22 protein-coding genes and 1 pseudogene are annotated in these 24,903 nt (G+C 69.7%); 6 read left to right on the top strand and 17 right to left on the bottom strand.

Translation table 11 applies throughout. The annotated features are described in order from the left end of the window. Nucleotides 1-108: 108 nt before the first annotated feature. Nucleotides 109-1,365, bottom strand: a complete 1,257-nt coding sequence (locus tag ACTMTI_RS34760) for an ABC transporter substrate-binding protein (protein ID WP_441124904.1) — start codon at nt 1,363-1,365, stop codon at nt 109-111. 121 nt (nt 1,366-1,486) lie between these two features. Next, nucleotides 1,487-2,356 (bottom strand): AraC family transcriptional regulator, encoded by an 870-nt coding sequence (locus ACTMTI_RS34755; RefSeq protein ID WP_441124903.1) that lies wholly within the window; start codon nt 2,354-2,356, stop codon nt 1,487-1,489. A 107-nt stretch (nt 2,357-2,463) separates the two neighbouring features. On the opposite strand from ACTMTI_RS34755, the gene ACTMTI_RS34750 reads away from it, so the two are divergent. Then, nucleotides 2,464-3,243: a phytanoyl-CoA dioxygenase family protein gene (locus ACTMTI_RS34750; RefSeq protein WP_441124902.1), complete on the top strand. Its 780-nt coding sequence runs from the start codon at nt 2,464-2,466 to the stop codon at nt 3,241-3,243. A gap of 4 nt (nt 3,244-3,247) precedes the next feature. On the opposite strand, the gene ACTMTI_RS34745 is transcribed toward ACTMTI_RS34750, so the two are convergent. Continuing rightward, nucleotides 3,248-4,531 carry a serine hydrolase domain-containing protein gene (locus tag ACTMTI_RS34745; protein ID WP_441124901.1) on the bottom strand — a complete coding sequence of 428 codons (1,284 nt, stop codon included), beginning with the start codon at nt 4,529-4,531 and terminating at the stop codon, nt 3,248-3,250. Nucleotides 4,532-4,757: 226 nt separating this feature from the next. Between ACTMTI_RS34745 and wrbA the strand changes: the two genes are divergently transcribed. Beyond that, nucleotides 4,758-5,366 (top strand): NAD(P)H:quinone oxidoreductase, encoded by a 609-nt coding sequence (wrbA, locus tag ACTMTI_RS34740; protein ID WP_441124900.1) that lies wholly within the window; start codon nt 4,758-4,760, stop codon nt 5,364-5,366. A gap of 42 nt (nt 5,367-5,408) precedes the next feature. On the opposite strand, the gene ACTMTI_RS34735 is transcribed toward wrbA, so the two are convergent. From ACTMTI_RS34735 to ACTMTI_RS34715, 5 genes are all read right to left on the bottom strand, one after another. Next, on the bottom strand, nt 5,409-7,115 hold the full coding sequence (locus ACTMTI_RS34735) for an ABC transporter ATP-binding protein (RefSeq protein ID WP_441124899.1): 1,707 nt from the start codon (nt 7,113-7,115) through the stop codon (nt 5,409-5,411). Between the two features lie 5 nt (nt 7,116-7,120). After that, the gene (locus ACTMTI_RS34730) at nt 7,121-8,959 is read right to left on the bottom strand and encodes an ABC transporter ATP-binding protein (RefSeq protein ID WP_441124898.1); all 1,839 of its coding nucleotides are present in this window, start codon (nt 8,957-8,959) and stop codon (nt 7,121-7,123) included. Between the two features lie 136 nt (nt 8,960-9,095). After that, nucleotides 9,096-9,485, bottom strand: coding sequence for a cupin (locus tag ACTMTI_RS34725; protein ID WP_441124897.1), 390 nt, complete (start codon nt 9,483-9,485; stop codon nt 9,096-9,098). Between the two features lie 64 nt (nt 9,486-9,549). Continuing rightward, complete coding sequence (locus tag ACTMTI_RS34720; RefSeq protein ID WP_441124896.1) at nt 9,550-9,849, bottom strand: hypothetical protein; 300 nt, start codon at nt 9,847-9,849, stop codon at nt 9,550-9,552. 404 nt (nt 9,850-10,253) lie between these two features. Further along, the gene (locus ACTMTI_RS34715) at nt 10,254-10,640 is read right to left on the bottom strand and encodes a VOC family protein (RefSeq protein WP_441124992.1); all 387 of its coding nucleotides are present in this window, start codon (nt 10,638-10,640) and stop codon (nt 10,254-10,256) included. 78 nt (nt 10,641-10,718) lie between these two features. On the opposite strand from ACTMTI_RS34715, the gene ACTMTI_RS34710 reads away from it, so the two are divergent. Beyond that, nucleotides 10,719-11,363, top strand: coding sequence for a dihydrofolate reductase family protein (locus tag ACTMTI_RS34710; protein WP_441124895.1), 645 nt, complete (start codon nt 10,719-10,721; stop codon nt 11,361-11,363). 117 nt (nt 11,364-11,480) lie between these two features. Here the strand turns inward: ACTMTI_RS34710 and ACTMTI_RS34705 are convergent, their stop codons facing one another. Next, a complete protein-coding gene (locus ACTMTI_RS34705; RefSeq protein ID WP_441124894.1) occupies nt 11,481-12,668 on the bottom strand; it encodes a TIGR03086 family metal-binding protein in 1,188 nt (395 codons plus the stop codon). Nucleotides 12,669-12,719: 51 nt separating this feature from the next. Here ACTMTI_RS34705 and ACTMTI_RS34700 point away from each other — a divergent pair, with 51 nt between their 5' ends. The 3 genes and pseudogenes from ACTMTI_RS34700 (at nt 12,720) to ACTMTI_RS34690 (ending at nt 15,548) form a co-directional block, all read left to right on the top strand. Further along, the gene (locus ACTMTI_RS34700) at nt 12,720-13,187 is read left to right on the top strand and encodes a MarR family winged helix-turn-helix transcriptional regulator (protein WP_441124893.1); all 468 of its coding nucleotides are present in this window, start codon (nt 12,720-12,722) and stop codon (nt 13,185-13,187) included. Nucleotides 13,188-13,462: 275 nt separating this feature from the next. Next, nucleotides 13,463-13,909 (top strand): annotated as a pseudogene (locus tag ACTMTI_RS34695) (IS607 family transposase); the annotation flags it as partial. Further along, nucleotides 13,887-15,548 (top strand): IS200/IS605 family accessory protein TnpB-related protein, encoded by a 1,662-nt coding sequence (locus tag ACTMTI_RS34690; protein WP_441124892.1) that lies wholly within the window; start codon nt 13,887-13,889, stop codon nt 15,546-15,548. The pseudogene ACTMTI_RS34695 and the gene ACTMTI_RS34690, both read left to right, overlap by 23 nt. On the opposite strand, the gene ACTMTI_RS34685 is transcribed toward ACTMTI_RS34690, so the two are convergent. The 8 genes from ACTMTI_RS34685 to ACTMTI_RS34650 all read right to left on the bottom strand — a co-directional run bounded on the left by ACTMTI_RS34685 (nt 15,545) and on the right by ACTMTI_RS34650 (nt 24,553). Beyond that, the gene (locus tag ACTMTI_RS34685; RefSeq protein ID WP_441124891.1) at nt 15,545-16,057 is read right to left on the bottom strand and encodes a DUF6789 family protein; all 513 of its coding nucleotides are present in this window, start codon (nt 16,055-16,057) and stop codon (nt 15,545-15,547) included. The genes ACTMTI_RS34690 and ACTMTI_RS34685 overlap by 4 nt on opposite strands. Nucleotides 16,058-16,109: 52 nt before the next feature. Beyond that, complete coding sequence (locus ACTMTI_RS34680) at nt 16,110-16,358, bottom strand: hypothetical protein (protein ID WP_441124890.1); 249 nt, start codon at nt 16,356-16,358, stop codon at nt 16,110-16,112. Between the two features lie 72 nt (nt 16,359-16,430). Then, entirely contained in the window at nt 16,431-18,128 is a 1,698-nt protein-coding gene (locus tag ACTMTI_RS34675) for a CBM35 domain-containing protein (protein ID WP_441124889.1), read from the bottom strand. Beyond that, on the bottom strand, nt 18,121-20,031 hold the full coding sequence (locus tag ACTMTI_RS34670; protein WP_441124888.1) for a glycoside hydrolase family 127 protein: 1,911 nt from the start codon (nt 20,029-20,031) through the stop codon (nt 18,121-18,123). The genes ACTMTI_RS34675 and ACTMTI_RS34670 overlap by 8 nt, the downstream gene beginning before the upstream one ends. Nucleotides 20,032-20,047: 16 nt before the next feature. After that, complete coding sequence (locus ACTMTI_RS34665) at nt 20,048-20,866, bottom strand: carbohydrate ABC transporter permease (protein WP_441124887.1); 819 nt, start codon at nt 20,864-20,866, stop codon at nt 20,048-20,050. 361 nt (nt 20,867-21,227) lie between these two features. Beyond that, complete coding sequence (locus ACTMTI_RS34660; protein ID WP_441124886.1) at nt 21,228-22,190, bottom strand: carbohydrate ABC transporter permease; 963 nt, start codon at nt 22,188-22,190, stop codon at nt 21,228-21,230. Between the two features lie 3 nt (nt 22,191-22,193). Then, on the bottom strand, nt 22,194-23,453 hold the full coding sequence (locus tag ACTMTI_RS34655) for a sugar ABC transporter substrate-binding protein (RefSeq protein ID WP_441124885.1): 1,260 nt from the start codon (nt 23,451-23,453) through the stop codon (nt 22,194-22,196). Between the two features lie 68 nt (nt 23,454-23,521). Further along, the gene (locus tag ACTMTI_RS34650) at nt 23,522-24,553 is read right to left on the bottom strand and encodes a LacI family DNA-binding transcriptional regulator (protein ID WP_441124884.1); all 1,032 of its coding nucleotides are present in this window, start codon (nt 24,551-24,553) and stop codon (nt 23,522-23,524) included. Between the last annotated feature and the right edge of the window lie 350 nt (nt 24,554-24,903).

Below are 24,903 nucleotides of genomic sequence, written 5' to 3'. Positions count from 1 at the left end.
CCAGCAGAGCGCGCGCACATCCGATCACCGGCCCGCGGTGAGTCCAGCGGCGCCGCTCCCTGACCGCGGGCGGCGGAAGGGGCGGCGCGCCGCGCCGCCCTCCGCTGATCAGTTGTGGGTGCTCCAATATTCGTCGGCGGCGGCCTGGATGTCCTCGAGGACCTTCTGGTACGTGTCCGGTTTGACGACGAAGGCGCTGAAGCCGTCCAGCGCAGCGGTGAGCACGGGCGGCGGCGTGGCCTCGAAATAGCGGTTGACCAGGCGATACTCCCCGCTGCCCGCCGCCTTGCCGACCTCCGCTATCGCCGGGTCGGGGATGGCGACCTTCGGGTTGGCCGACACGTCTCCCCTGGCCGTGGCCCACTTCTCCTGGGCGCCGGGCGTCACCCACCACTTGAGGTATTTCATGCTGGCCGCGGGATCGGGCGCCTTGGTGAGCGAGCAGAGCGGGCCGCTCTCGAAGATCATGGAGGTCTTGGGCAGAGCGGCGTTCACGTTGGGGATCACGAAGAAGCCGTAGTCGGTGCCGGGCTTCAGCTCGCGCTGGGTCATGCTCGTGTTGAACCACGTGCCGAACGACACCATCGCCGTCTTGCCGGTCTTGAGCACGTCGCCGGGGTCGGTCTTGTCGCCGGGGTTGTTGAAGTACCCGGCGTCGATCATGGATTTCCAGCGCTTCATCACCTCGACCACACCCGGATCGGTGTACTTGGCCTGGCCGGTCGAGAGGCGGTCGTACAGGTCGGGGTCGGTGCCGGCGAGGAGCTGCTCGAACCAGACGAAGGAGAACAGCACGGAGGTGTGGTAGAAGGGCGTCACGCCGTTCTTCTTCAGCGTGTCGGCGACCTTGATCAGCTCGTCCCACGTGGCCGGCGGCTTCAGCCCGTGCTTGTCGAAGATCTTCTTGTTGAAGAACATGCCCCAGTAGGCGGCGTTCAGCGGGACGCAATACTGCTTGCCGTCCACCGTGTAGTACTTCGCCAGATCGGCCGAGAGGTCGCCGTTCTTGATGGCCTCCTGCCAGAGCGCGGTCGTCTCCGCCACCTGCTTCTGGGCGACGATCTCCGCCAGCCGCCCGCCCGTCGTCCAGGTGAACAGGTCCGGCTTCACGTCGGTGCGGAAGGACGCCTTGATGAAGGCCTGGTACGTCGGCTCGTCGGTGTAGCCGACCGACGTCATCGACAGCCCGATCTGCTGCTTGGACAACCGGCCCATCTCGTCGAAGTACTTGCTCCAGGCCCCTTTGTCGTTGTAGAGCTTCAGCTCGGTCTTGGCGGCCTGCTTCGCCGGCTCGCCGGCGGAGCCGCAGCCGGCGAGGGCGAGCGAGGCGATGGCGGCGATAAGCAGTGGACGCGACCGGATCATGCCCGGCCTCCTGTTCGCTCGTGGGGGGCGCCGCTCCCGCGAGTGCACCCTCAGGAACGGCCTCGTGCTCACTGTGGACGGGGATTCGTTGTGAGTTCAGGGTCGGGTGCGAGTCATCTAATCACTTGATGTCTGGAGTGTCCAGGGCCGCCGGGACCACCGCGCGGCGGGTCGCCTGCCGGTAGTCGCGGGGCGCCATGCCGTACTTCTCCTGGAAGAGCCGGCCGAAGTACGACTGCCCGGAGAAACCGCAGCGCTGGGCGATCCGGCCGATGCCGTCCGTCGTCGTGGTCAGCAGCAGGGCCGCGTGCTCGAGCCGGCGCCGGGCCACGAAGGCGACCGGCGTACAGCCGTAGTGCCTGCGCATGGAGCGGGCCAGATGTCCCGGGCTGACGGCGGCCATCGCCAGCAGCCGGGGCAGCCCTTCGCGGAGGTTCTCCTCGCGGCTCATCGCGACGCACGCCGACACCAGCCAGGCGGGCCGCTGGTCCAGGGCCGCGCCGTCGGCGCGCTCCAGGATCGGGACGACCGCCGTCCAGAGCCTGACCAGGTCCAGCACCCGTGGCCCGCCGGAGTAGGCGGCCAGCACGCGGGCGAACTCCTGCGCGATCGGCCCGTCCAGAGCGGCGCGCGCCGACAGGGGAAGGTCGCGCCGATCCCACTCCGCCGTGCCCGCCAGCCCGGCGAGATCGGCGAAGGCGCGCCAGCGCTCGCTCGGGAAGGCGATGTTGACGAAGCTCATCGCGCCCGCGAACTCGTGCCGGTCCTGCGGCCTGACCAGCACCACGTCACCGGCCCGCAGCGGCAGCTCCGTCTCGCCGGCCCCCCAGACCACTTGCTTGCCGGCCCCGGCGGTCACGAAGACGAGCTCGTGGAAGTCGGCGTGGCTGTGCGGCTCGGGCCGATCGCGGCGGCTGCCCGTGACCGGCACCAGCGCCGCGTGGTACGGCAGGCCGGCGGCGAATTCCACCCAGCGCAGAACTGTCGCCACACAGCCGATCATGTCAGGAAATTAATAGTTATGGAGTGGTGAGTACTAGTAACTCGCGGCGCGGAGACCGAAGAATGCGGATCGACGCCCACCCCGCAGAGGAGCACATGGTGATCACGGAAGTCGACCGGATCCTCAAGGACTACGACCGCGACGGCTACACGATCTTCCGCAACGTCATCGACCCCGGCCTGATCGCCGAGGCGAGCGACCATGTGGCCTGGCTTCAGGCCAGGCATCCCGACCGGCTCGGCGAGGATCTGGGCACCGAACTGGTCGCCGGCGACCCGTTCTGGGTGCGGCTGGTCAGCGACGACCGGCTGCTGGACCTCGCGCAGCTGTTCGTGGGCCCGGACATCGCGCTGTTCGCATCGCACTACATCAGCAAGCCTCCGTTTTCCGGCAAGCCGGTGCTGTGGCATCAGGACGGCGCCTATTGGCCGCTGGAGCCGATGCGCGTCGTCACGCTGTGGCTGGCCGTCGACGAGTCCACGCCGGAGAACGGCTGCATGCGCGTGATCCCCGGCTCGCACAAGGAGGACCTGCACGAGCTGCGCCAGCGCGACGACATCGACAACGTGCTCGGCTCGGAGAGCGCGGTGACGGTGGACGAGTCCAAGGCCGTGGACCTGGTGCTGGCGCCCGGCGACGTGGAGGTGCACCACCCGAACATCCTGCACGCCTCCACCGCCAACACCTCCCCCAAGCGCCGCTGCGGCCTGACCATCCGCTACATCCCGACCTCGACCCGGATCACGAGCGAGGAGCAGCCGTTCGTCTCCGCGCTGCTGTTTCGCGGCGACCCGGGCGTGAACGTCTACCAGCCGTTCCCGAAGTACGTGGAAGGCGAGCACATGCCCTTCGCCGGCGCCGGCGAGCGCGCGTGACGGCTCAGCCGATCGCCTGGTAGGCGGTGGTCCAGAAGTCGCGGTGCAGGCGGGGCGTGGCGGCCGAGTCCATCGCGGCCTGGGTCAGCAGGATGCCGACGAGCCCCTCGGCCGGGTCGGCGTACCCGGTGGTGCCCAGGCCGCCGTCCCAGCCGAACTGGCCGGGGGAGGCGAGGTCGCGGCGGTGCGTACGGACCGCCATGCCGAAGCCGAACCCGCCGTGCCGGCCGAAGTGGTCGCCGAAGGCGTCCTTCTCGGCCTTCTGCTCCGGCGTCAGGTGGTCCATCGTCATCAGCTCGACCGTGGCCCGCGACAGGATGCGCTCGCCGTTGTGGACGCCCTTGTTCAGCAGCATCCGGAAGAACGCGTGATAGTCGTCCACGGTCGAGACCAGCCCGTCGCCACCGGCCTGGAACGGCTGGGGACTGCTGTACTTGCCACCGGCGGCTTCGTCCCACACCGTCAGCTCGCCGGTCGCCGGGTCGTGGGCGTAGCTGGTGGGGAACCGGTGGATCTTGTCCTCGGGCACGTGGAAGCCGGTGTCGTCCATCCCTAGCGGGGCGAACAGCCGCTCGCGCAGGAAAGCCTCCAGCGACTGCCCGGTGACCCGGCCGACGAGCACGCCGAGCACGTCGGAGCCGGTGTGGTACTGCCACAGCTCGCCCGGCTGGCGCATCAGCGGCAGCTCGCCCAGCCGGCGGATCCACTCCTCCGGCCCGAACTCCGGCGAGGTGGTGTCCAGGCCCAGCTCGCGGATGGCGACCTGGATCGGATAGGCGTCCGGCGGTGCCAGCACGGCGCCGAATCCGAAGGTGAAGGTCAGCAGGTCGCGTACGGTGATCGGGCGCGCCGCCGGGACCGTGTCGTCCAGCGGGCCGTCGATCCGCGCTAGCACCCGGCGGTCGGCCAGCTCGGGCAGCCACTCGTCGACCGGCTCGTCCAGCCGCAGCCGGCACTCCTCGACGAGGGTCATCACGCCGGCGGCCGTGACGGGCTTGGTCAGCGACGCCATCCGGAAGATCGTGTCCCGGCCCATGGGGGCGCCACCGCCCGCGTGCAACGTGCCCATCGCCTCGACGTGCGTCTCCTCACCGCGCCCGACGAGGGCGACCAGCCCGGGAACCGCCCCGGACGCCACATGCCCGCCCAGCACCTCCCGCATCCTGCGCAGCCCCGGCTGCGACAGGCCAGGGCCCCGACCGTCCTGCTCTTCCCACCGGCCCTTGGCACCCCAGGCACCTCTGCTGTCCCAAGTGCCCTGCATGTCCCAGCTCGTGGTCTTCGTCATGAAAGCCCTTCCCTGCTGCGTACGTAGTTCGCGTTATGCGAACACTGTACGCCATGACGTCGGGCGTACGCAACGCAGTACCCCGCCGTGGCCCTCTGCGGGCAGCATCTCGGTCGGACTGCCGGAGGGCACCTCGCATCGAACTGTGAGGTCGGCGCGTCGCCTCACATTGCGCAGGGTTGTGTCGTCGTACCGGTGAACCGAACGCGAAGGAAGGAAACCGATCATGCAACCCGTGAAGGTCGCGATCATTTACTACAGCGCCACAGGGACCGTCCACGCCTTGGCGCAAGCCGCCGCCGAGGGCGCGGAAAAGGCCGGCGCACACGTGCGGCTGCGCAAGGTTGCCGAACTGGCCCCACCGGAGGCGATCAGCGCCAGGCCGGAGTGGGCCCGGCACCTCCAGGACACCGCCGACGTCGCCGAGGCCGGCCTCGGCGACCTGGAGTGGGCCGACGCGGTGCTGTTCGGCACCCCCACCCGTTTCGGCAACCCGGCCAGCCAGCTCAGAGCGTTCATCGACACCACCGGTCCCCTTTGGTTCCAGGGCAAGCTCGCGGACAAGGTGTACTCGGCTTTCACCGCCTCCAACACCGCCCACGGCGGACAGGAATCCACCCTTCTGGCGCTGGGGAACACGTTCTACCACTGGGGCGGCATCATCGTGCCGCCCGGCTACACCGATCCCGTCCAGTTCCAGTCAGGCAACCCCTACGGCACCTCCCACGTGGCCGGCGATGGCCCGCCCGGTGAGGTGGCCCTGCAGGCGGCCCGCTACCAGGCCCGCCGCGTCGTCGACACCGCGGCCTCACTCAAGGCCGGCCGCGCCGCCTGATCCACGGTGCGCCTCCGTGCCCGGACAAGGCGCCATACCGGCTCATTCACTCGCTGCCGGTGTCAGGGAAATGTTCCAGAAGTCAGCGTAGCGGCCATTGCGGCGTAGCAGCTCCTCGTGGCTGCCTTCCTCCACGATCCGGCCGCCGTCCAGGAAGACGATGCGATCGGCGCGTCGGACGGTCCGCATCCGATGCGCCACCATCACCACCGTCCGGCCCGCCATCAGGCGCTCGATACCCTCGTGGACGGCCGCCTCGTTCACCGGGTCCAGCGCGGAGGTCACCTCGTCCAGCAGCACGATGGGCGCGTTCTTCAGCAGCGCTCGCGCGATCGAGACACGCTGTCGTTCACCACCCGACAGCAGTGCGCCGCCCTCGCCGACGTTCGCCGCCCATCCGCCGGGCAGCCGCTCGATCACCTCGTCCAGCCGCGCGGCGGTCGCCGCCGCCCGCACCTCGGCTTCTTCGGCGTCGGGGCGGCCGAGACGCACGTTCTCCTCGATCGTGCCGTCGAAGAGATAGACCTCCTGGAAGACGACGGCGATCTGCGCCATCAACACCTCGGAGCTGATCGCGCGCACGTCCACGCCTCCCACGCGCACCGCGCCCGCGTCCACGTCGTAGAACCGCGCGAGCAACTGCAGCAAGGTGCTCTTGCCCGCACCCGACGGCCCGACGACGGCGAGCCGCTGCCCCTCCGGCACGGACAGCGACACGTCGTCGATCACCGTGCGATCGCCATGCCGGAAGGCGGCGGAGTCGAACTCCAGGTCATGGCCTGCCGGCTGGATCGGCTCGCGAGCTTCCGGCAGCGGCTCGGTACGCAACACCGTGTCGAGTCTCGCCAGCTCGGAACGCGCGCCGCGTACCTTGCCGCCGATGTCCGACAGCGACAGCAGCGGATCGGCGCAGCGGGCGGCGAGCACCAGGATCGCCAATACCTCTGCCGTACCGATGCTCCCGCCGAGTGCGAGGTAGGCGCCCAGGACCAGCAACACGCTGAACATCGCCTGCACCACGAGCGTCAAGCCCACCGCACCGGACAGCGCCGACAGCACGATACGGCGGGACGCGCGCTGGAGTTCATGCAGCGAGTCGTCGAGCAACCGGAAGCGTTCCGCGGTCCGGCCGCCGGCTCGCAGCACCGGCTGGGCCTGGAGATATTCGATGACTCGCCCCGTGGCGTCATGGCCGCGTTCGGCGCGCTCCGCATCGCCGGCGGCCATCGAGCGTCCCGTCCAGATCTGGATCGCCGCCACGACCGGGGCGGCGACCAACGCGGCCAGCCCCATCTGCCAGTTGACGGCGAGCATCACGGCAACGATCGTCAGGGGAGTCACGCCGGCGGAGATGAACGGCGCCAGCAGATGCGCGATCACGCTCATCGCCTGCAGGACGCCCTCGCTGGCCAGGACCGACACCTCCCCGACGCGACGGGCGCTGTACCAGCCGATGGGCAGCCGGGCCAGATGGCCGCCGAGCCGGTGATACATACCACGCAACAGCGCAATCCCGACACGAAAACCGGACAAATCGCTGTAATAGCGCAGCGCCGCGTAGGCCGCGACCGCGGCCCCGAACGCGATCAGCCAGGGCCAGGCGTCCCCTGGCGTGCTCCCGAACAGTGCCCGCAGCACGGGAATCAGCAGTGCGTAGGACAAACCTTCGGCTATCGCGGTCGTCGTCATCAGGGCCACGGTGCGACGCACCGGCTGGGCGTACTCGTGTCCGAGCACGCGCAGCAGCATTCGAATCATCGGGGCTCGTCTCCTTGCAGTACGCCACGGTGGGTTTCGGTCTCGTCGGCGATCGCCGGTCGGTGGGATTGCCAGAACGCGGCGAACCTTCCGTTCTGTGCCAGCAGCTCGGCCGGTCTGCCGCGCTCGACGATCGACCCGTTCTCCAGCACCACGACGGTGTCGGCGTCGGCGACCGTCTCCAGGCGATGGGCGATGACCAGGATCGTCCGATCGCCCTCCAGCGTCGCCAGGGCCCGGCGCACCGCCTGTTCGGTCTGCGGGTCGGCGAAGGAGGTCGCCTCGTCGAGCACCAGAACGGGCGTGGCGGCGAGCAGTGCGCGGGCGAGCGAGATCCGCTGCGCCTCGCCACCCGACAGTCCGGCGTCTTCCCCGATCACCGTTTCGTATCCGCGCGGCAGCTCGAGGATCCGATCATGAATGTTCGCCAGCCGGGCGGCGCGAATCACGTCCTCGCGGTCGGCATGCGGCACCGCCAGCGCGATGTTGTCCGCGACCGACGTGCGCAGCAGGCGAACGTCCTGGAAGACGAAGGAGACCATCCGGTAGAGCTCCCGGCTGCCGATCTCGCGCAGATCGACACCGCCCAGGACGACCGAACCGTGGGTCGGGTCGAAGAACCGCGGCAGCAGCTGGACCAGCGTGGATTTCCCGCTTCCCGACGGCCCGACGACCGCGGTGACCGTCCCCGGCTCGAGCACCAGGTCGATTCCGCGCAGCACCTCGTGACCGGCTTCGTAACCGAATCGGACGCCGCGCAACTCCACCCGGTGACCCTGCGGTGCGACCGGGTGCGCAGGCTCCGCCAGCGACCGCACCCCGAGCACGTCCCGGATCCGGCCGACCGCGCGCCCGGCGGCCTGCATCTCGTCGAAACCGTGGCCGAGGGCCGCCACCGGAGCGGTCAGGCCCAGTCCGAGCAGCAGGAAGGGCAGCAGGTCGGCCGGGGCCAGGCCACCGGACGCGATCAGGACCGTACCGCCGATCAGCACGACCAGCAGCACGAACGGCGGCGACAACGCCACCTGCATCCCCGCACCGATCCCGGAGATGCCGTACACCAACCGGGAGAAGATGCCGACGAAATCGTCCACGGCCGTAAGGAATCGGCGGTGGGCGCGACCGGATCCGCCGAACGCCTTGACCACCGAGATCCCCTGGACGAACTCGACGACGGAACTCGAAATCCGTCCCATGGCCCGGTCGAACTCCTTCTGCTCGCGCAGCCGGGTCGGGGTCATCATCAGGGGGATCAGCGCCACTGCCAGCACCACCGGGATCAGTGTGATCAGCGTGAGCCGCCAGTCGACGGCGAACAGGTAGATCAGCGACACCAGCGGCACCACGAATGCGGAGACGAGTTCGCCGGGGGTGTGGGCGATGAACGGGTGCACGGCACTCACGTCCTCCCCCACCACCTTGGCCAGCTCGCCGGTCCGGCGCCGGGAGAACCAGCCGATCGGTACACGCCCCAGCCGCGCGGCCAGTTGCCGGCGGAACGACAGCTGCACCCGGCCGTCGACAAGATGCCCGAGTCCGGACGACGCGGCCGTGAACAGCAGCCGGACGAACAAGCCGACCGCACCCGCGATCACGACGGTCCAGACGTGACCGTGATCGATGGGGCCGGGCGCCAACAGCGTACGACCCAGTTCGACGACCGCCAGCAGCGGCGCCAGACCCGCGACAGCGCCGATCACCTGCAGGATCACCACGGCGGCGAAACTCCAGAGGTAAGGGCGCAGCAGCCCTGCCATGCCCCGCCCCGCCCCGGAATCGGCATCCGGTGGTGGTGCGGACCGCTCCCTCGCCTCGGCAAGGTCGGTGGCGTTCATCGCTCTCCCGTCTTCGTCAATGTCGTCGCGACACGGCCGACGCGCGAGCCCTCCGCCCGTCCGGAGAACACCGGCGTCGGAGAACCGCCCATGGCCGAGCCGATGGTGGATGAGGGCAGGGTTCGAGGGGCCCGGCCTAGGCTTCGGTCCGTTTCTCCAGCCGGCTGCCACGCGGCAGGGTGACGGCCATGATGTTGCTGGGGATGTCCAGCTCGATGCGGTGCCATCGCCCGCGCGGGACGATGGCCGCGGTGCCGGCCACCAGCCTGATCTCTTCCTCCTCTTGTCCCGGCCGCTCCGGACGGAGGTAGAGGCGGATCTTCCCGATGAGGCAGGACACGACCTCCTCGGCCTCGGGGTGGACCTCCCAGTGGTCGGCGTGGACGTCGGCGTCGGTCTTCGCGTGGAAGGCCATCAGCTGCCAGCCGTCCTGGTCGGAGTCCATTGCTCTTTTCCCGGCGTGAATCTCGCCGCCTTGGTGCAGGCGGAGAAACGACGCGAAGAGATCGATCGGGGTAACAGTCATGCCGAAACGACCTTCCTGGGATGATCTTTGAACTGGTGGGTTGCGGCATGGGGTGGATTGCCGGTCAATCCCGGACGGCGAGCGAAGCGCGGTCATCGGTCTGCTCCGCCCGTGCTGGTGGGCTCGTCCGGCGCAGGACGGTGAGGGCCATGAGGCAGAGCCCGAAGCCGACGCTGGCGACGATCGAGGGTCCTAGGACGTCGGTGGTGAAAGCGCCGTCCGGGCTGATCAGGCCGAACCAGGCGAACCCGGTCGCGGTCAGCAGTCCACCGATGACCAGAAGCGTCCGCGGCGCGAGACGGTAGCCGAGTTCGACGGCGAGCACGGAGCCGGCGACCACGCCGAGGGCGAACGGCAGGACCATGAGCCGGTCAGCGCCGGCCCCGTTCCGAGCACTCGTTGGAGGCAGAGGGACACGAAGGAGAAGGCCACCGCCATGGCCGCCTCGCCGCAGTGGCCGTCGTGCGAGTGAGGGGTGATGGCCGGCAGCTCTCCGGGCTCACGTAGCGGAACTCGCCCTGGACTCGGATCGTGTGCATGACCGACATCGTGGTATTCGGACCGGTCACCGGTCATCATGCCCACGGAGACTCCTCCGCCTGGCACCTGGGAAGCAGGATCGGCCCTACTACATCGCAGGGAGTAGAGATTTATTACGACATCCTGCGGAGGACCCCGGCGGAAAAGACCCGAACGGGCAGACCAACGCCGGATACCGGTCGAGCACGCGGCCGTTCTGCCGTTTCCCGGTGACACCCCCGCTGGGTGTCACCGTGAGTCGCGGCGCAGCGGGTGGTCGGGGGGTACCTGCACCAGGACGATGCGGTTGCCGTCGGGGTCCGCGATCCACAGCTCGATGAGCCCCCACGGCTCCATGCGGGCCTCGCGCAGCACGCTGACGCCCGCCTGGCGAAGGCGTTCCGCCTCCCCCGCCACGTCGCGGACCTGCAGCCAGAGCGACATCCCCGGTCCGGCCTCGGCATCCGAGTGCCCGGAGACCTCGAGGAAGCCCTGACCCAGGAAGAAGACCACGCCCGGCTGGTCGGCCGGGCCGAACTCGCGGTAGACGGCCAGGCCGAGCATGTCCGCGTAGAAGCGGCGGCTGCGGGCCGGATCTTTCGGACGCAGCAGGACGCGGCTGCTCAGGACCTCCATGCCGAACCTCTTCCCCTGTCGATTTCGGCCCATGTCGTTTGTCGTAGTGAGTGAGGGCCACCACCGACGCCCTCACTCATGTACGAAGGGATCGACATGCGCAAGCTGATGGTGACCATGTTCGTCTCACTGGACGGCGTCATGCAGGGGCCCGGCGGGCCCGACGAGGACCGCGACGGCGGGTTCGAGCACGGCGGCTGGGTCGTGCCGCACCTCGACCCGCATCTCTTCCAGCTGATGGCCGCGCTGACTGACAGGGGCGGCGCGCTGCTGCTCGGGCGCAAGACGTACGACATCTTCGCCGCCGCCTGGCCGCTGGCCAAGGCCGGCGACCCGGTCGGGGCGAAGCTGAACAGCATGCCCAAGTACGTCGCGTCGCGGACGCTGGACACCGTGACCTGGCAGAACTCCACGCTGCTCAAGGGCGACGCCGCCGCGGCGGTCGCCGAGCTGAAGCAGGAAGAGGGCGGCGAGATCCAGGTCCACGGCAGCGGCACGCTCGTCCAGACGCTCATCGAGCACGACCTCGTCGACGAGTTCCACCTGCTGGTCTGCCCGGTGCTCATCGGCTCCGGCAAGCGGCTCTTCGCCGAGGGGACCGTCCCGGCCGGGCTCGAGCTCGTCAGCAGCATGACCTCGCGCACGGGTGTCGTGGTCAGCACGTACGAGCGGGCGGGCAAGCTCGGCTACGGCGCGATCGGCCCGGAGACCGGCAACTGGTGACCGAGCCCGGACCGATGGCGCGACACCGGCCTGCTGCCGCCCGACGGCACCATCGTCGCTCCGCACAGGGTGCCCGTCGCGGCCTGCCCGGTCTGTCAGGGCCGGACGGCAGATTGGCTACGGCCGGCTGCCGGTGAGCTGAGCGTGATCAGCCGATCGCCGGAACTCGCGGGCCAGGATCGCGTAGACGTACTCGCTGCCCCAGCGCTCGCCGTCGACGTCGTTCTCGACGAGATGCGCCTCGCGGCGCATGCCGAGCCGCTCGCACAGCCGGGCGGACCCGGTGTTCTCCGCGTCGAGGCGGGCGAAGAGCCGGTGGACGCCGAGTTGCTCGAAGGCGGCGGTGGCCAGTGCCCTGGCCGCCTCGGTGGCGAATCCGTGGCCCTCGTGCGCGGGGTGGAGCAGCCAGCCGATCTCGGCCTGGCGGGCCCGGTCGTCTGCGAGGGTGAGCGACACCTGGCCGATGACGCCCGGCTCGGTGTGCCGGCACACGGCGAGCGTCACCGCGTCACCGGCGGCGGCCCAGGCGGTCGCGGTGGAGACCCTGGCGATGATGCCCGCGCACTCCTCTCGGGTGCGGGGCGGCCGGTAGAGGTACCGGGCGACGCTGGCCAGGCCCTGGTAGCCGACCATGTCGTCCAGGTCGTCGGCGGTGAACAGGCGCAACAGCAGCCGGGGTGTGGTGATCGGCAGCGTGAGAAGCCGCCCGGGGTTCCAGTCCGGCGCCCGCCCCAGGGCGGCCAGGACCCGCTCCAGTGGACCAGCCTCATCCGCGACCGGGAGCGCCGGCCGGAACGCGCTGCCCGGCGCCAGCCGCCGCTCGCCGTCCGGCACCGCGAGCGCCACCGGGAGGGCCGCCGCGAGCAGGTCCGGTTCGGGGTCGTACGTCGCGCCGAGCGCGGCGGCCACATCCCAGGCGTGGACGACGTAGTCGATGAAGTGGAAGGCGACCGCGGTGGCCGCCGGGAACGGCTGCGCCATGCTGATCTCGGGCAGCGCGAACTGGGATCGGGGGGAGTCCGCGAAAGCAGCGATCACCGCTTCGGCCGCCCGCAGGTAGTCGGCGACCGGGTCGTCGCCGGGCGGATCCACCACCCAGTGGGCCAGGTCGGGGCCGGCACCGGCGGCGGCCGCCGCGAAACCCCGGTGCTGTGCCGTCATGTGAGCGAGCAGGTCACCCAGGGTCCAGCCGGCGCACGGCGTCGGCCGGTCCAGGTCCGTCCGGCGCACCTGGCGGACCAGGTCGGCGCTGTGCTGAACGGCTCGGGCGTCCAGGGCCGCGATCGAGGCCAAATCCGTATGCATGCGCTTATCGTCTACGGTTGCTTATGATCTGTCAACGAGTATCTTTTCTCTATGGACCGGACGGAGCCCGAGACAGCGAGCCGCCCCGACCTCGCCGCGATGATCGTCCCGCTGGGCCGCGCGCTGACCGCCGCCGAGCGGCCCATCCTGCGTGACCACGGTCTGTCCATGTGGGCCTACATGGTGCTGCTGCACCTCGACGAACAGCCGATCCGCACCCAGGCGGCGCTCGCCGACACGGTCGGCGCGGACAAGACCCGCATCATCGCGGTGCTGGACGATCTGGCCGCACGCGGGCTCATCCACCGCCAGCCCGACCCCGCCGACCGCCGGGCCCGCCTGCTGTCGATCACCGAGGCCGGCCGCCGGACACGCGACGCGGCCCAGACCGCCATTCAGCAACAGGAGGAGCGACTGCTGGGCCGGCTGCCCCCGGCCCAGCGGCGCGGCTTTCTCGACGCCCTGCAGACCTTGTACCAGGATCTCGCCGGCCCATCCCACCCCAACCCGCCGCGGTAGTCGTCTGGCGGCGCAGCAGCAGGCCTGGCCCTGCCGCATGCCGTGCGGGAGGTCCTGTCCCGAACGGCATGCAAGAGAAGGTGTACGCGATCCGCTGAGCCAATAAAGGACTTATGCGTACTTTGGCACAGTATGCGCGCTATGTGTCGATTGACCTATTAGATGGCGCGCGGATGCCCTTTGATGGTCACGGCAGCCGATGAAGCTTTCCGCCCTGCGGCAGAGACCCATCGGAAACTTCCATCATAGAGGAGACGCACCATGCGTATCACCAAGCACCTGACCCACCGTCTGTGACTGGTGGTGTGGGCCTGTACGCCCGTGTCTCCTCCCACGATCAGAAGGCCGATCTGGAGCGGCAGATCGCACGCCTGTCAGCGTGGGCGGCGAAAGCCGGTCACAAGGTGGTTCGTGTCGAGTCGGAGATCGCCTCGGGAATGAATGGCTGCCGTACGAAAGCCCGTCGGCTGCTGGCCGGCCCGAAGGTGACCACCGTGGTGGTGGAGCACAAGGACCGGCTCGGCCGTATGAACGTCGAACTCGTCGAAGCTGCCCTGACTGCCGCCGGTCGTCGGCTCGTTGTTCTCGATGATGGCGAGGTCGATGACGACCTGGTGCGCGACATGGTGGAGGTCCTGACCTCGTTCTGCGCCCGATTGTACGGCCGCCGCTCGGCGAAGAACCGAGCCGAGAAAGCCCTTGAGGCGGCTGCCGGTGAGTGATCCCAAGAAGAAGCAGCTGCGCACCATCGACGACCCGTTCGTTGCTCTCGGCCCGTCCGGCGTGGCGATACGCGACCGCCTCAAGCACCTCACGCCCGAGGACGACAAGGTGTTGCGCCTGGTCGGCGAACACCTAGGTCGCCTCGCGTCGCTGGACCTCAAGACCCGGTGCGCCGATGGCCTGAAGCACAACTCGGATACGTGGGCGGCCCGCAAGCAGGGCCTGACCGCCCCCTCCTCCTCCCGCTGGGCAGGGTCGATCACCAAAGCCACCCACGACCAGTGGGCACTGTCGCGCCGCTGCCAGCTCGCCCACATCCACAACCTCGAAGCGGGTGTGCGCACGCTGATGCACCGCCTGTCGTTGCCGATCGGAGAGAAGGGCACCAAGCGGACCCCGGGCGGATACCGCTCCAAGGGCGAGTGGTTCCACAAGTCCCGCCGCCTGGCCGTCCTCACTCGCCGCCTCGATACGGCCCGCGCCGAGCGTGAGGCCGGTGTCGTGCATGTTGTGCGCGGCGGCCGGCGCCTGCTGGGCAACCGTCACAACCTCGCCGCCGCGCAGCTCACCGAGGCCGAATGGCGGCAGCGTTGGGAAGCCGAGCGCTGGTTCCTCGCCGCCGACGGCGAGTCGGGCAAGCGGTTCGGCAACGAGACGATCCGCATCACGCCCGAGGGCGAGGTGAGCATCAAGCTCCCGTCCCCGCTGGCGCACCTGGCCAATGCCAGGCACGGCCGGTACGTGCTGGCAGCGAAGGTGCAGTTCCAGCACCGGGGCGCCGAGTGGCGAGAGCGCATCGAGCACAACCGTGCCGTGGCCTACCGCATCCACCTCGACGTGCAGCGGGACCGCTGGTACCTGACGGGCTCGTGGACCAGGCCGACGGTGAAGACGATCCCGCTGGCCACCGCCCGCGCTGAAGGCATGGTCGGTGTCGACACCAACGCCGACCACTTCGCCGCCTACCAGCTCGACGTCCATGGCAACCCGATCGGCGACCCGAAACGGTTCCACTACGACCTCAGCGGGTCGGCTGAGCACCGCGATGCCCAGGTCCGGCATGCCATCAGTCAGTTGCTGCACTGGGCGAACCGATGCGGCGTCAAGGCCATCGGCATTGAGAACCTGGATTTCGGGCAGGAGAAGACGCGCGAGAAGCACGGCCGCAGGAAGCGGTTCCGGCAGCTGATCTCCGCAATCCCGACGGGCAAGCTCCGCGCCCGCCTAGTGTCGATGGCCGCCGAGCAGGACCTCGCCATCGTTGCTGTTGACCCGGCGTATACCTCGATGTGGGGCGACCAGCACTGGCGCAAGCCACTGACCAGCAGCAAAAAGAAGATGTCCCGCCACGATGCCGCTGGTATCGCGATCGGGCGACGCGCCCTCGGGCACCCGATCCGGCGACGGACGGCACCGCCCCACGACGACCAGAGCGATCGTCGTGGGCATCGGACCATCCAGGCCGACCGTGGTGTCCGAGGGCGTGAGGAACCCCGCCACCCTGTCACGGAACGTGCACACGATGCACATCGCCGGACGGAGGGAACGAGAACGCGGGAGACCAGCGCATCCAAAACCGTTCGGGATGCGCGCAGTCCCGGGACGTGGCATCAGATGTCACTCCCGGATACTGTTTAGGAACGGTTACTACGCCCACTTCCAGCGGGAACGCGTCGCGTTCCGGGTCGAGGGACCGCGGGCGCATCAGCGTCTTTCACGGGGTGCTGGGTGTTGAGCCGGTTCAGGGTCAGGGTGAGCACCGTCCCGTACACCACGTGTCCGGCGGCCATCACGATCGGGCGCCCCGGCTGGTCGCGTGAGATCGGCGGAAGGATGTCCAGACTCGGAATCCAGCCCTCGTAGCTGGAAATCCAGATGGTCAGCGCGTATCCGAGGCCGAGCGCCGCCGGGGTTCTGCGGCCTTTGGCGATCAGGCCGTACAAGGCTCCCGCGGTGATTCCGAAGCCCAGATGAGCCAGCGCTCCCAGTACGCCTTCGCCGGGCTTCGGCCGGTGTTTGTGACCGGGTAGCGCCGCTCGGGTGATGTGTTTGGGCGGTTGCTCGCGCATCAAGCCCGCCCGGCTTCCGGCGATCATCACGACGCTCATCGCGGCGGTGGCGGCGGCGCCGCCCAGGGCGCCTCGCATGGCATTGCGAACCATGACCGTCCGTTGCCCTCGACGCCGGGCGGGAAACGCGTCACCTCGGGACGAGCGGGCGGACCTGCTCGGCTGCGAAACGGACGAAGCCTTCCGGGTCGGGCTCGTCGGCCGTGGGTTGGAGAACGACGGTGTCGGCGCCGGCGGCGGCCAGCCGGTCGACCGCCGCCGCCACGGTCTCCGCGTCCCCCGCCACGCTCAGGTCCGGCCCGTCGGCGACGCCGAAGCTCGGCTGCGCGGACCACGCCGCGCAGCCGTTCGGGCGGCAGTTGAGGACGGAACACAACACCCAGCGCAGTCATGGGATCATTTCTACCGCTGTCTCAGAGCATCGTGGAGGCTCCCGCCCGCCGCCTTCGGATCAGGTGAGCTGGATGTAGTCCAGTTCGGCGTACCCGGTGCCACCCGCGAAGTACGGCGAGCCCTTGGCCAGGCGGATCACGTTGTAGCCGGCCCTGAGCGTGACGGTGGTGCTGATCGTGGCGCCGAACTCGCCCCAGGCCGGGGTGGGCGGGTAGCTGACCGTGCTCCAGGCCCCGCCGTTGTACGCCAGGCCCTGGGTCGCGGTGGCGCCGGTGCCGTTGGCGTAGCCGATGGTCATCGTGTACGCGCGGGCGGTGGGCACGTTCACCACGAAGTCGACGTAGCTGTCGGTACGCGGCGTTCCCGAGTTGTCGATCCGGCCCACGTAGCCGCCGCCCGACGCGCTGGAGGCGCTCAGCCGCTGGGCGCGGAACACCGAGGCGTTCTCCGCCTCATACCGCTGCTGGTAGGCGGGCACGCCGCTGACGGGTTCGACGATGAGCTGGTAGGCGCTGGTGGCGACCATGTTGGGCACCGACACGCTGAGCTGCCCGCCGCTGATCGTCCGGGTCGTCGTGGAGATCGTGGCAGGCGCGGTGACCGCGGTGAACCGGCCGCTGGACGGGGTGGACAGCAGCGTGACGCGGACGCTGGAGCCCAGCGCGCCGATGCCGGTGAGGTTGACGGTGTTGGTGCCGGACTCGTTGCCGAAGACCACGTTGACGATCTTGCGGGTGCCGTCGTAGGAGGCGAACCCGTCCAGGCCGGTCTGCGTGGCCGGCGTCGTCGCGACCATGGTGCCGGCCATGTCGCCGTACCACTTGTACAGCCACCAGGTGCCGGTGGGCTGGTTGTTGTTGACGACCAGGCCGTTCATGGTGCCGTACTCGTACCAGAAGGCGCGGTGCGCGGACTCGACGCCGCCCCGCTCGAACTTGGCCACGTAGCTGGCCACCCGGCCGGGCACGTCCACCTCGGCGGGCGCGGCGTACTCGTTGATGGAGATGCGGCGCGCGCTGATGCCCAGCGACGCCTCCAGGTTGCGGTAGTCGGCGATGTCGGCGGCGACCCGGCCTGGGTTCTCCAGCTCGTGCCAGCAGATGATGTCGGGCAGCGTGCCGGTGTCCCTGGCTCGGGTCAGGAACGACTGCATCCAGGAGCGGTTGTACGTGGCGGTGCTGGGACCGACGATCGGCGTCAGCGGGTCGAGCGCGCGCACCGCCCGGTACGTACGCACCCAGCCGTCGTTGAAGGCGCCCGCGGCGGAGGTGTTCCAGGTCCAGTCGGGCTCGTTCCAGAGTTCCCAGCCGGTCACGTTCGTGACCGTCGTGGCCGAGAGCCTGGCGTTGACCATGGTGTTCACCTTGGCCAGCCAGTCGTCCCAGCTCACCCACTTATAGGGGAAGTCGGGATAGATGTCGGGCATCCGGATGAACTGGCCCGCGCCGACGCGGGTGGCCTGTGGGGCCACCAGCAGGGAGTCGCCGCCGGGCGGCTGGCCGTTGGGGCGCTGGCCCACGCCGGGCGCGGGTTGGGTGAGCGAGTTCACCTTGATCGGCAGCAGGGTGGAGTCGGCCGGCCTGCCGTTCTCCGCGAGGCCGTACAGGCCTCCGGAGGCGGCGTGGGTCACCGGCCGGAACGGCTGCGCGACGTTGACGGTCAGCGTCGCGCCCGCCGCCGCGGCCGGGGGCGCGGTGATCATCAGGCTCGCGGCCGCGGTGATCAGGGCTAAGGCGGCGATGGGGGGTTTACGCACGTTGCTCTCCTTTGGGGGGAATGGATACGGGCAACCAGATGCGCATGCTGGAGGGCCCTCGATGAGCCCATGAGTGGTAGGGGCGGAGCGGGACGTCGAACCATTCGGCGTCGTCGGCGGGAGCGGTGGCGGAGGGGTAGGGCCATGGCCCGTCGGCGTACGCGGGCAGCCGGCCGTGGACCCGGACACCGCCGGGGTCAGCCTGCGGGCCGGACAGCGGGTCGATCACCAGGGCGTCGAGCCCGTCAGGGTGCGGGAGGTCGCGGGACTCGACGCACAGGACCTCCGGGCCGCGCTCGACGGCGACGCAGCCGCGCACGGCGTCGATGCGCGGATCCGGCCACGTGAAGCGCGGCGCCATCGGCAGTTCGAGAGTGATGACCTCGCCCGCGCGGAAGACCCGCCGCACCTCGGCCATGCCGGGATCGACGGGCCGTGCTTCCCCGTCCGAGATGAGCGTGGCCCCGGCCGCCCACGTGGGGACCCGCAGTGCCAGCGTCCAGGGCGAGGGCTCGTCCGCCGCTATCCGGACGCGGATGGTCCCGGTCTCCGGATAGCCGGTCTCGACCTCCACGGCCACCTGCCTGCCGTCCGGCAGTTCGGTACGGATGGCGCAGGGCGTGTACTGGTGGATCTGGAGGCCGTCGTCGTCGGCGGTGGCGAGATAGCCGCCGAGACTCGCCAGCGTCCGCGCGACGTTGGTGGGGCAACAGGAGACGTCGAACCAGGCGGCCCGGGTGCCCCCTTCGGCGCGCGGGCTGACCTCGGTCTCATCGGCCGGCTTGCCCGGCGCCCGCTGGTGGAGGGGGTTGGCGTAGAAGAACGCCCGGCCGTCGGGGCTCGGGGAGGTCGCGATGATGTTGTAGAGGGTCCGCTCGATCAGGTCGGTGTAGCGGACGTCGGCGGTGGCCAGGTAGAGCCGCCACGAGACCATGATCGAGGCGACCCCCGCGCAGGTCTCGCAGTACGCCCGGTCCGGCGGCAGCTCCCAGTCCTCGCCGAAGCCCTCGTCCTGGTGGCGCGAGCCCATGCCTCCCGTGATGTACGTCCGGCGCGCGACCGAGCGCTCCCACTGCCGTTCCACCGCGCGCAGCAGCTCGTCGTCGCCGCGCTCTACGGCGACGTCCACCGCCGCGGCGGTGAGGTAGAGCGCGCGGACGGCGTGCCCGCGCCACACGCCGGCCTCCCGGATCGGGACGTCGTCCTGGAAGTAGGCGCGTCCCAGGGGGATGTCCCGGAGCGTGCCGTGCCCGCGGCGGTCGAGGAACAGGCGGGCCTGCTCGACGTAGCGGTCCTCGCCCAGGGCCCGGCCGAACTCCGCCAGGCCGACCTCGATCTCCGGGTGCCCGCAGATCTTGGCCAGGCCGGCCGCGCCGAAGGTCCGGCACACGTGGTCCGCGGCCCGCCGCGCGACCCGTACCAGGTCGTCCTCGCCGGACGTGCGCAGCCGCGCCACCGCCGCCTGGAGAAGGTGACCGATGTTGTAGAGCTCGTGCCCGCCTTCGAGGTCGCTGTAGCGCGGCGGCTGCTCGCCGTGCCCGAAGCAGGTGCTGAGGTACCCGTCCGGGTCCTGCGCCCGGGCGATGCGCACGGTGAGGCGCTTGATCGCGGCTTCCGCCTCCGAGTCGCCGGTCCGGCCGGTCTCCCAGGCCAGGGCCTCCAGAAGCTTGTAGACCTCCGAGTCGGAGAACGGCCAGCCGGGCCGGTCGGGCGAGGTGTTCCCGTCGGCGACCCGATCGAAGTTCGCGAGCCAGCCGAGGCGCTCCATCCACGACTCGCAGTGGGCCAGCGTCGCCGCGGAGTTGACGGCCTGGCGGACGCCCCAGAAGCCGCCGGTGACGGAGACCTGCGCGAGCGGGCGTACCCGGCCGCGGGACGGCAGCACGGGACAGCAGCCGGTCATGTGGTGAGCCTTTCGTTCAGTCTTTCACGGCGCCCGCGGTGACCCCGGCGGCGATGTAGCGCTGCGCGAGGACCAGCAGGAACGCCGCGGGGATGGACGCGATCACGGCGGTCGCCATGATCGAGTTCCACTGCGTGGTGTTGTTGCCGATGTAGCGGAAGATGCCGAGGGTGACCGGGATCGTGTCGCTGTTGCGGTTGAGGGTCGAGGCGAAGATGAAGTCCGACCACGCCCACAGGAAGGCGAAGAGCGAGACCGTGATCACCGAGTTCCGGCTCAGCGGCAGGATGATGGACCTGAAGGTGCGCCAGGTGCTCGCCCCGTCGATCTGGGCCGCGGCCATGAGCTCGGCGGGGATGCTCGCCATGAACGCCCGGAAGAGCAGCACCCCGAACGGCACGGCCAGCGTCGAATCGGCGATGATCAGCCCTCCGACGGTGTTGAGCATCCCGAGCCTGATGTAGATCGCGTAGAAGCCCATCGCCATGACGACGGCGGGGATCATCTGCGCCACGAGGAGCAGGAAGTCCATCCCGCGGGCGCCGCGCGGCCGCAGCTTGGCCAGCGAGTAACCCGCGGGCAGGGACACGAGCAGCGTGAGCGCGACGGTGCCGAGTCCGATGAAGAGGCTGGTGGCCAGGGCGGGCAGCTGCTGGCCGAGAGCCGAGGTGTAGCCCTCGAACGTGGGGTTCCACGGGAACCAGTGGGGCGGATCGACCCGCATGTCGCTGGTCTTGGTGAGCGAGACGTTGAACATCCAGTAGACCGGGAAGAGCATCACCCCCACGAGCACGCTCCCCAGCACGGTCTTCCACCAGGTCCTGGGGGTGCTCATGGCCGCACTCCGTTCCGCCGCACTCCCACTGTGTTCATGGCCTCCACTCCGTGAGGCGGGCTCGGTCGCCCGACGCCGCCGCCTTCCCCCGCTCTGGTCGCTCCGCTCCCGCCGCTCCTCCAGACGACGGCACTCCCACCTGCACATGGCCTCACTCCGTGAGGCGGGCTCGGTCGCCCGACGCCGCCGCCTTCCCCCGCTCTGGTCGCTCCGCTCCCGCCGCTCCTCCAGACGACGGCACTCCCACCTGCACATGGCCTCACTCCGTGAGGCGGGCTCGGTCGCCCGACGCCGCCGCCTTCCCCCGCTCTGGTCGCTCCGCTCCCGCCGCTCCTCCAGGCGACGGCACTCCCTCGCCGGGTCATGAGCGTTCCTCCTTGCGCTGCAGGTGCACGTGCGCGAGCCCGGCGGCGAACGCGATGAGAATGAGCAGGTTGCCGACCGCCGCCGCCGGGGAGAAGTCGGGCTGGCCGGTGCCGAACGCCTCGCGGTACGACCAGATGGCCAGCGTCGTGGACGCGTCCGCGGGCCCGCCCTTCGTCATGATCCAGATGATGTCGACGACCTTGAGCGTGTAGATCAGGCCGAGCAGCAGCGTGATCGCCGACACCGAGCGCAGCAGGGGGAAGGTGATGCGCCAGAACCGCTGCCACGCGTTCGCCCCGTCCAGGCCCGCGGCCTCGTACAGGTCGGCCGGGATGTTCTGCAGCCCGGCGTAGAGGATCACCAGGTTGAACGGGATCCCGAGCCAGATGTTGGCGACGGTGACGGACAGCAGCGAGGTGTCCGGCGACGTCAGCCAGTTGATCTGGCCGATCCCGAACGCCTGGAGGACCGAGTTGACGATGCCGTTTTCGCTGTTGAGCATCCACGACCAGGTCGAGGCGGAGACGATCAGCGGCAGCAGCCACGGCACCAGGAACATCGCGCGCAGCATCACGGACAGGCGGAAGTTGCGGTGGAAGAAGACCGCGAGCGCCAGTCCGAGGGCGTACTGGGCCGCGATGGACACCAGGGTGAACAGGGCCGTGTTGCGCAGGGCCGTCAGGAAGGTGTCGTCGGAGACGATGTTCAGATAGTTGTCCAGCCCGGTGAATTCCGGATTGCCCTGCACGAACGCGCGTGGCGTGTAGTCGTGCACGCTGAGCTCGATGTTGCGGTAGAGCGGGTAGGCGTAGAAGACGATCAGGTAGACGACGAGCGGCGCGAGGTAGGCGAAGGCGGTCCACTGCCCCGAGCGGCGCCGGGCGGTGGCGCCTGCCGCCGCCCTCGCCGCGCCGTCGCCGGAGGCCGCCGCCGCCTCGGTACGAGTCCTCGTGAGCACGACTCAGTCGCCGATCGCCTGCTTGGCCTGGGCTTGTGCTTCCTTCAGCGCGTCAGCCGGGCTCGCCGCGCCGCTCAGCGCCTTCTGCACCGCGGTCCACAAGGCCTCGGAGATCTTCGGGTATTTGGTGCCGAGGTTGTCGCTCGTACGGCCCTTGGCCGACTTCACGGCCTCGACCCACGGCTGCAGGCTGGGCTCCTTCGCGAGGATCGCCTTCTGCCCGTCGGCGGTGGAGGGGATGTAGTACGCGAACGTCGTACCGGTTTCCACCAGGCCCTCGGGCGTCGTCATGCACTCGAGGATCTTCTTGGTCGTGTTGTAGCGCTGGGTGTCCTTCTGCACCGGGACCGTGATGAACTCACCGCCCGTGGGCGTGGGGGCGACCCCGCCGTCCTTGCCGGGGATCTGCACGATGCCGGTGGGGAAGCCCGCCTTCGCGGCGCTGTTGATCTGCCAGGTGCCGTTCTCGGCGAAGGCGAACTCGCCGGTCAGGAACTCCTCCCAGGTGGTGTTCTGGGAGTTGCTGATGACCGAGTTCGGGGCGGTGCCGTCCTTGACCCACGTGTTCCACAGGTCGAGCGCCTCGACGGCCTGCGGCGAGTCGAGCTGGGTGAGCTGCGCCCCCGCGCCCCAGAACCACGGCAGGAACTGGAACGAGCCCTCCTCCGTGCCGATGGCCGAGAACGTGATCGGCTTCTTGCCCGCGGCCTTGACCTTCTTCAGCGCCGCGTTGAGCGAGGCCCAGTCCTTGATCGAGTCCGGGTCGACGCCGGCGGCGTCGAGGATCTTCTTGTTGTAGTACAGCGCGAGGGTGTTCGCGCCGATGGGGATGCCGTACGTCTTGCCGTCCAGTTCTCCGGCGGCGATGAGGTTCTTGTCGAACCTCGTCGTGTCGAGGCCGAACTCGTCCATCGAGCTGAGCATCCCCGCGTCCGCGAGGGTCGAGACGGCGGGGTTGTCGAGCAGGATGACGTCGGGCGCGTTGCCCTCCTGGCCCGCGAGCAGGGCCTGGTTGGTCAGCGCGGTCGTGTCGTACGCGGTGCGCTCGATGGTGACGCCGGCCTGCTGGCCGCAGGTGTTCACCCGCTTGGCCCACGCGGAGGACGGGTCGTGCTGCGGGTACGGGTCCCACCACGTGTAGGCGCCGGCGGCGGATGCGCTGGTCGTGGCGGCTCCGCCCTGGGGAGCGGACGAGCAGGCCGCCAGCGCGGACAAAGCCAGGACGGCGGCTCCGACCTGGGCGGACTTCGATGGACGGGGCATTGGATGCCTCCAATGTTAACGCTCACATTGCTGTGGCCGGGGCGGTCTTGGGGGGCTGCGGCCCGCGCTCAGCGGACGTGCGGGGCTTTCGGGGGTGCGGTGCTTCCCCGGGACACGAGTTCGGGGGAGATGAAGCGCACGACGAAGGGCTCGGTCCGGGCCGCCGCCGATTCGACGCGGCGTACGAGCTGGCGTACCGCCATGGCGCCTAAACGGTCGGGTGCGCTCTCGATGAAGGAATAGGGCAGGGAGAAGGTCGCGGCGAACTCGGCCGAGTAGCGCCCGATGACCGACAGGTCCTCGGGCACCCGCAGGCCGCGTTCGTAGGTGACGGAGGGCAGCGCCGCGGCGGCCGCCTCATTGTTGATCAGCAGGCCCGTCGCCGAGGGGTGCGCGTCGAGCAGGGCGTTGAGCAGGCGGCCGACGGCCGGCTGCCGGGACTCGCCGTACGCGGCGTGCAGGGTGACGCCGAGCTGCCGCGCCCGTTCCAGCGCGGCGTCCCGCAGGCGCCACACGTACGCGCCGCCACGCTCGACGACGTGTTCCGGATGCGAGACCAGGATGAGCTCGCGGTGGCCGAGCCGGTGGAGGTGGTCCACCATGACCCTTCCGGCCTCCTCGAAGTCGAGGTCGAACACGTCGAGCCCGGAGCAGTCGCCCGGCAGGCCGACCAGGGCACCGGGCTGCGGCGCCGCACGCAGGATGGGCAGCCTGGCGTCGGCCTGCGCGATGTTCATCAGGACGACGCCGTCCACCATGCGGGAATCGGTGATGCGGCGCAGCGCTCGCGCACCGTCGGCCTCGGTGACCAGGAGCGTGTCGTAGCCCAGGTCACGGGCGGTGTCGGTGACGCCCAGGATGTACTGCATCATCGCGGGCGCGAACTCGTCTTCGTGAAACTGCGCGAGCAGACCGAGGACCTTGGTCTGGGATGTGGCCAGCGCGCGAGCTCCCGCGTTCGGCGTGTACGCCAGCGCCTCGGCCGCCGCCAGCACGCGCCGGCGGACCTCCTCCGAGATGGGCCGCTTGCCCGACAGCGCGTACGACGCCGTGCTGCGGCTCACCCCGGCCTCCCGGGCCACGTCTCCGATCGTCGCCACTCCCACCTCCTTGCCGTCGAACCGGTTCGACGATGACGTTGCGAACTCCCTGACATCGATGGCCGGACCGCCGGATGATGGGCACCATTTCCTGGGGTTATTCATGCTTACGCGACCCCGCGACGCGGCACCGTCCGGGGGGCGTCCGCCTGCGATCCTCGGGATCAAGCGAACCGGTTCAACGATGTGGCTCGACTGTCACGCACGAGGCGGCGCACGTCAAGAGCGCGATATTGAATCGTGACATGTCGGAAACAGCGGATCCGGATTGCGGCCAGTGCATTGACGAGTGACTGCGCGGCTACGTAACCTACGCGAAACCCTCGATGCGTTGCGGATCGACTCCCTGA

The organism is Nonomuraea sp. H19, assembly GCF_052068215.1.
GTDB lineage: Bacteria > Actinomycetota > Actinomycetes > Streptosporangiales > Streptosporangiaceae > Nonomuraea.
The sequence above is the reverse complement of the archived record's forward strand: the minus strand, read 5'-3'. Positions and strand labels throughout refer to the sequence as shown.

Excerpts from the sequence above, each read along its gene's own strand:
- ACTMTI_RS34760 (WP_441124904.1), bottom strand. The coding sequence starts at position 1,365 with ATGATCCGGTCGCGTCCACTGCTTATCGCCGCCATCGCCTCGCTCGCC.
- ACTMTI_RS34750 (WP_441124902.1), top strand. The coding sequence starts at position 2,464 with ATGGTGATCACGGAAGTCGACCGGATCCTCAAGGACTACGACCGCGAC.
- ACTMTI_RS34745 (WP_441124901.1), bottom strand. The coding sequence starts at position 4,531 with ATGACGAAGACCACGAGCTGGGACATGCAGGGCACTTGGGACAGCAGA.
- wrbA (WP_441124900.1), top strand. The coding sequence starts at position 4,758 with ATGCAACCCGTGAAGGTCGCGATCATTTACTACAGCGCCACAGGGACC.
- ACTMTI_RS34735 (WP_441124899.1), bottom strand. The coding sequence starts at position 7,115 with ATGCTGCTGCGCGTGCTCGGACACGAGTACGCCCAGCCGGTGCGTCGC.
- ACTMTI_RS34730 (WP_441124898.1), bottom strand. The coding sequence starts at position 8,959 with ATGAACGCCACCGACCTTGCCGAGGCGAGGGAGCGGTCCGCACCACCA.
- ACTMTI_RS34725 (WP_441124897.1), bottom strand. The coding sequence starts at position 9,485 with ATGACTGTTACCCCGATCGATCTCTTCGCGTCGTTTCTCCGCCTGCAC.
- ACTMTI_RS34720 (WP_441124896.1), bottom strand. The coding sequence starts at position 9,849 with ATGGTCCTGCCGTTCGCCCTCGGCGTGGTCGCCGGCTCCGTGCTCGCC.
- ACTMTI_RS34715 (WP_441124992.1), bottom strand. The coding sequence starts at position 10,640 with ATGGAGGTCCTGAGCAGCCGCGTCCTGCTGCGTCCGAAAGATCCGGCC.
- ACTMTI_RS34710 (WP_441124895.1), top strand. The coding sequence starts at position 10,719 with ATGTACGAAGGGATCGACATGCGCAAGCTGATGGTGACCATGTTCGTC.
- ACTMTI_RS34705 (WP_441124894.1), bottom strand. The coding sequence starts at position 12,668 with ATGCATACGGATTTGGCCTCGATCGCGGCCCTGGACGCCCGAGCCGTT.
- ACTMTI_RS34700 (WP_441124893.1), top strand. The coding sequence starts at position 12,720 with ATGGACCGGACGGAGCCCGAGACAGCGAGCCGCCCCGACCTCGCCGCG.
- ACTMTI_RS34685 (WP_441124891.1), bottom strand. The coding sequence starts at position 16,057 with ATGCGAGGCGCCCTGGGCGGCGCCGCCGCCACCGCCGCGATGAGCGTC.
- ACTMTI_RS34670 (WP_441124888.1), bottom strand. The coding sequence starts at position 20,031 with ATGACCGGCTGCTGTCCCGTGCTGCCGTCCCGCGGCCGGGTACGCCCG.
- ACTMTI_RS34665 (WP_441124887.1), bottom strand. The coding sequence starts at position 20,866 with ATGAGCACCCCCAGGACCTGGTGGAAGACCGTGCTGGGGAGCGTGCTC.
- ACTMTI_RS34655 (WP_441124885.1), bottom strand. The coding sequence starts at position 23,453 with ATGCCCCGTCCATCGAAGTCCGCCCAGGTCGGAGCCGCCGTCCTGGCT.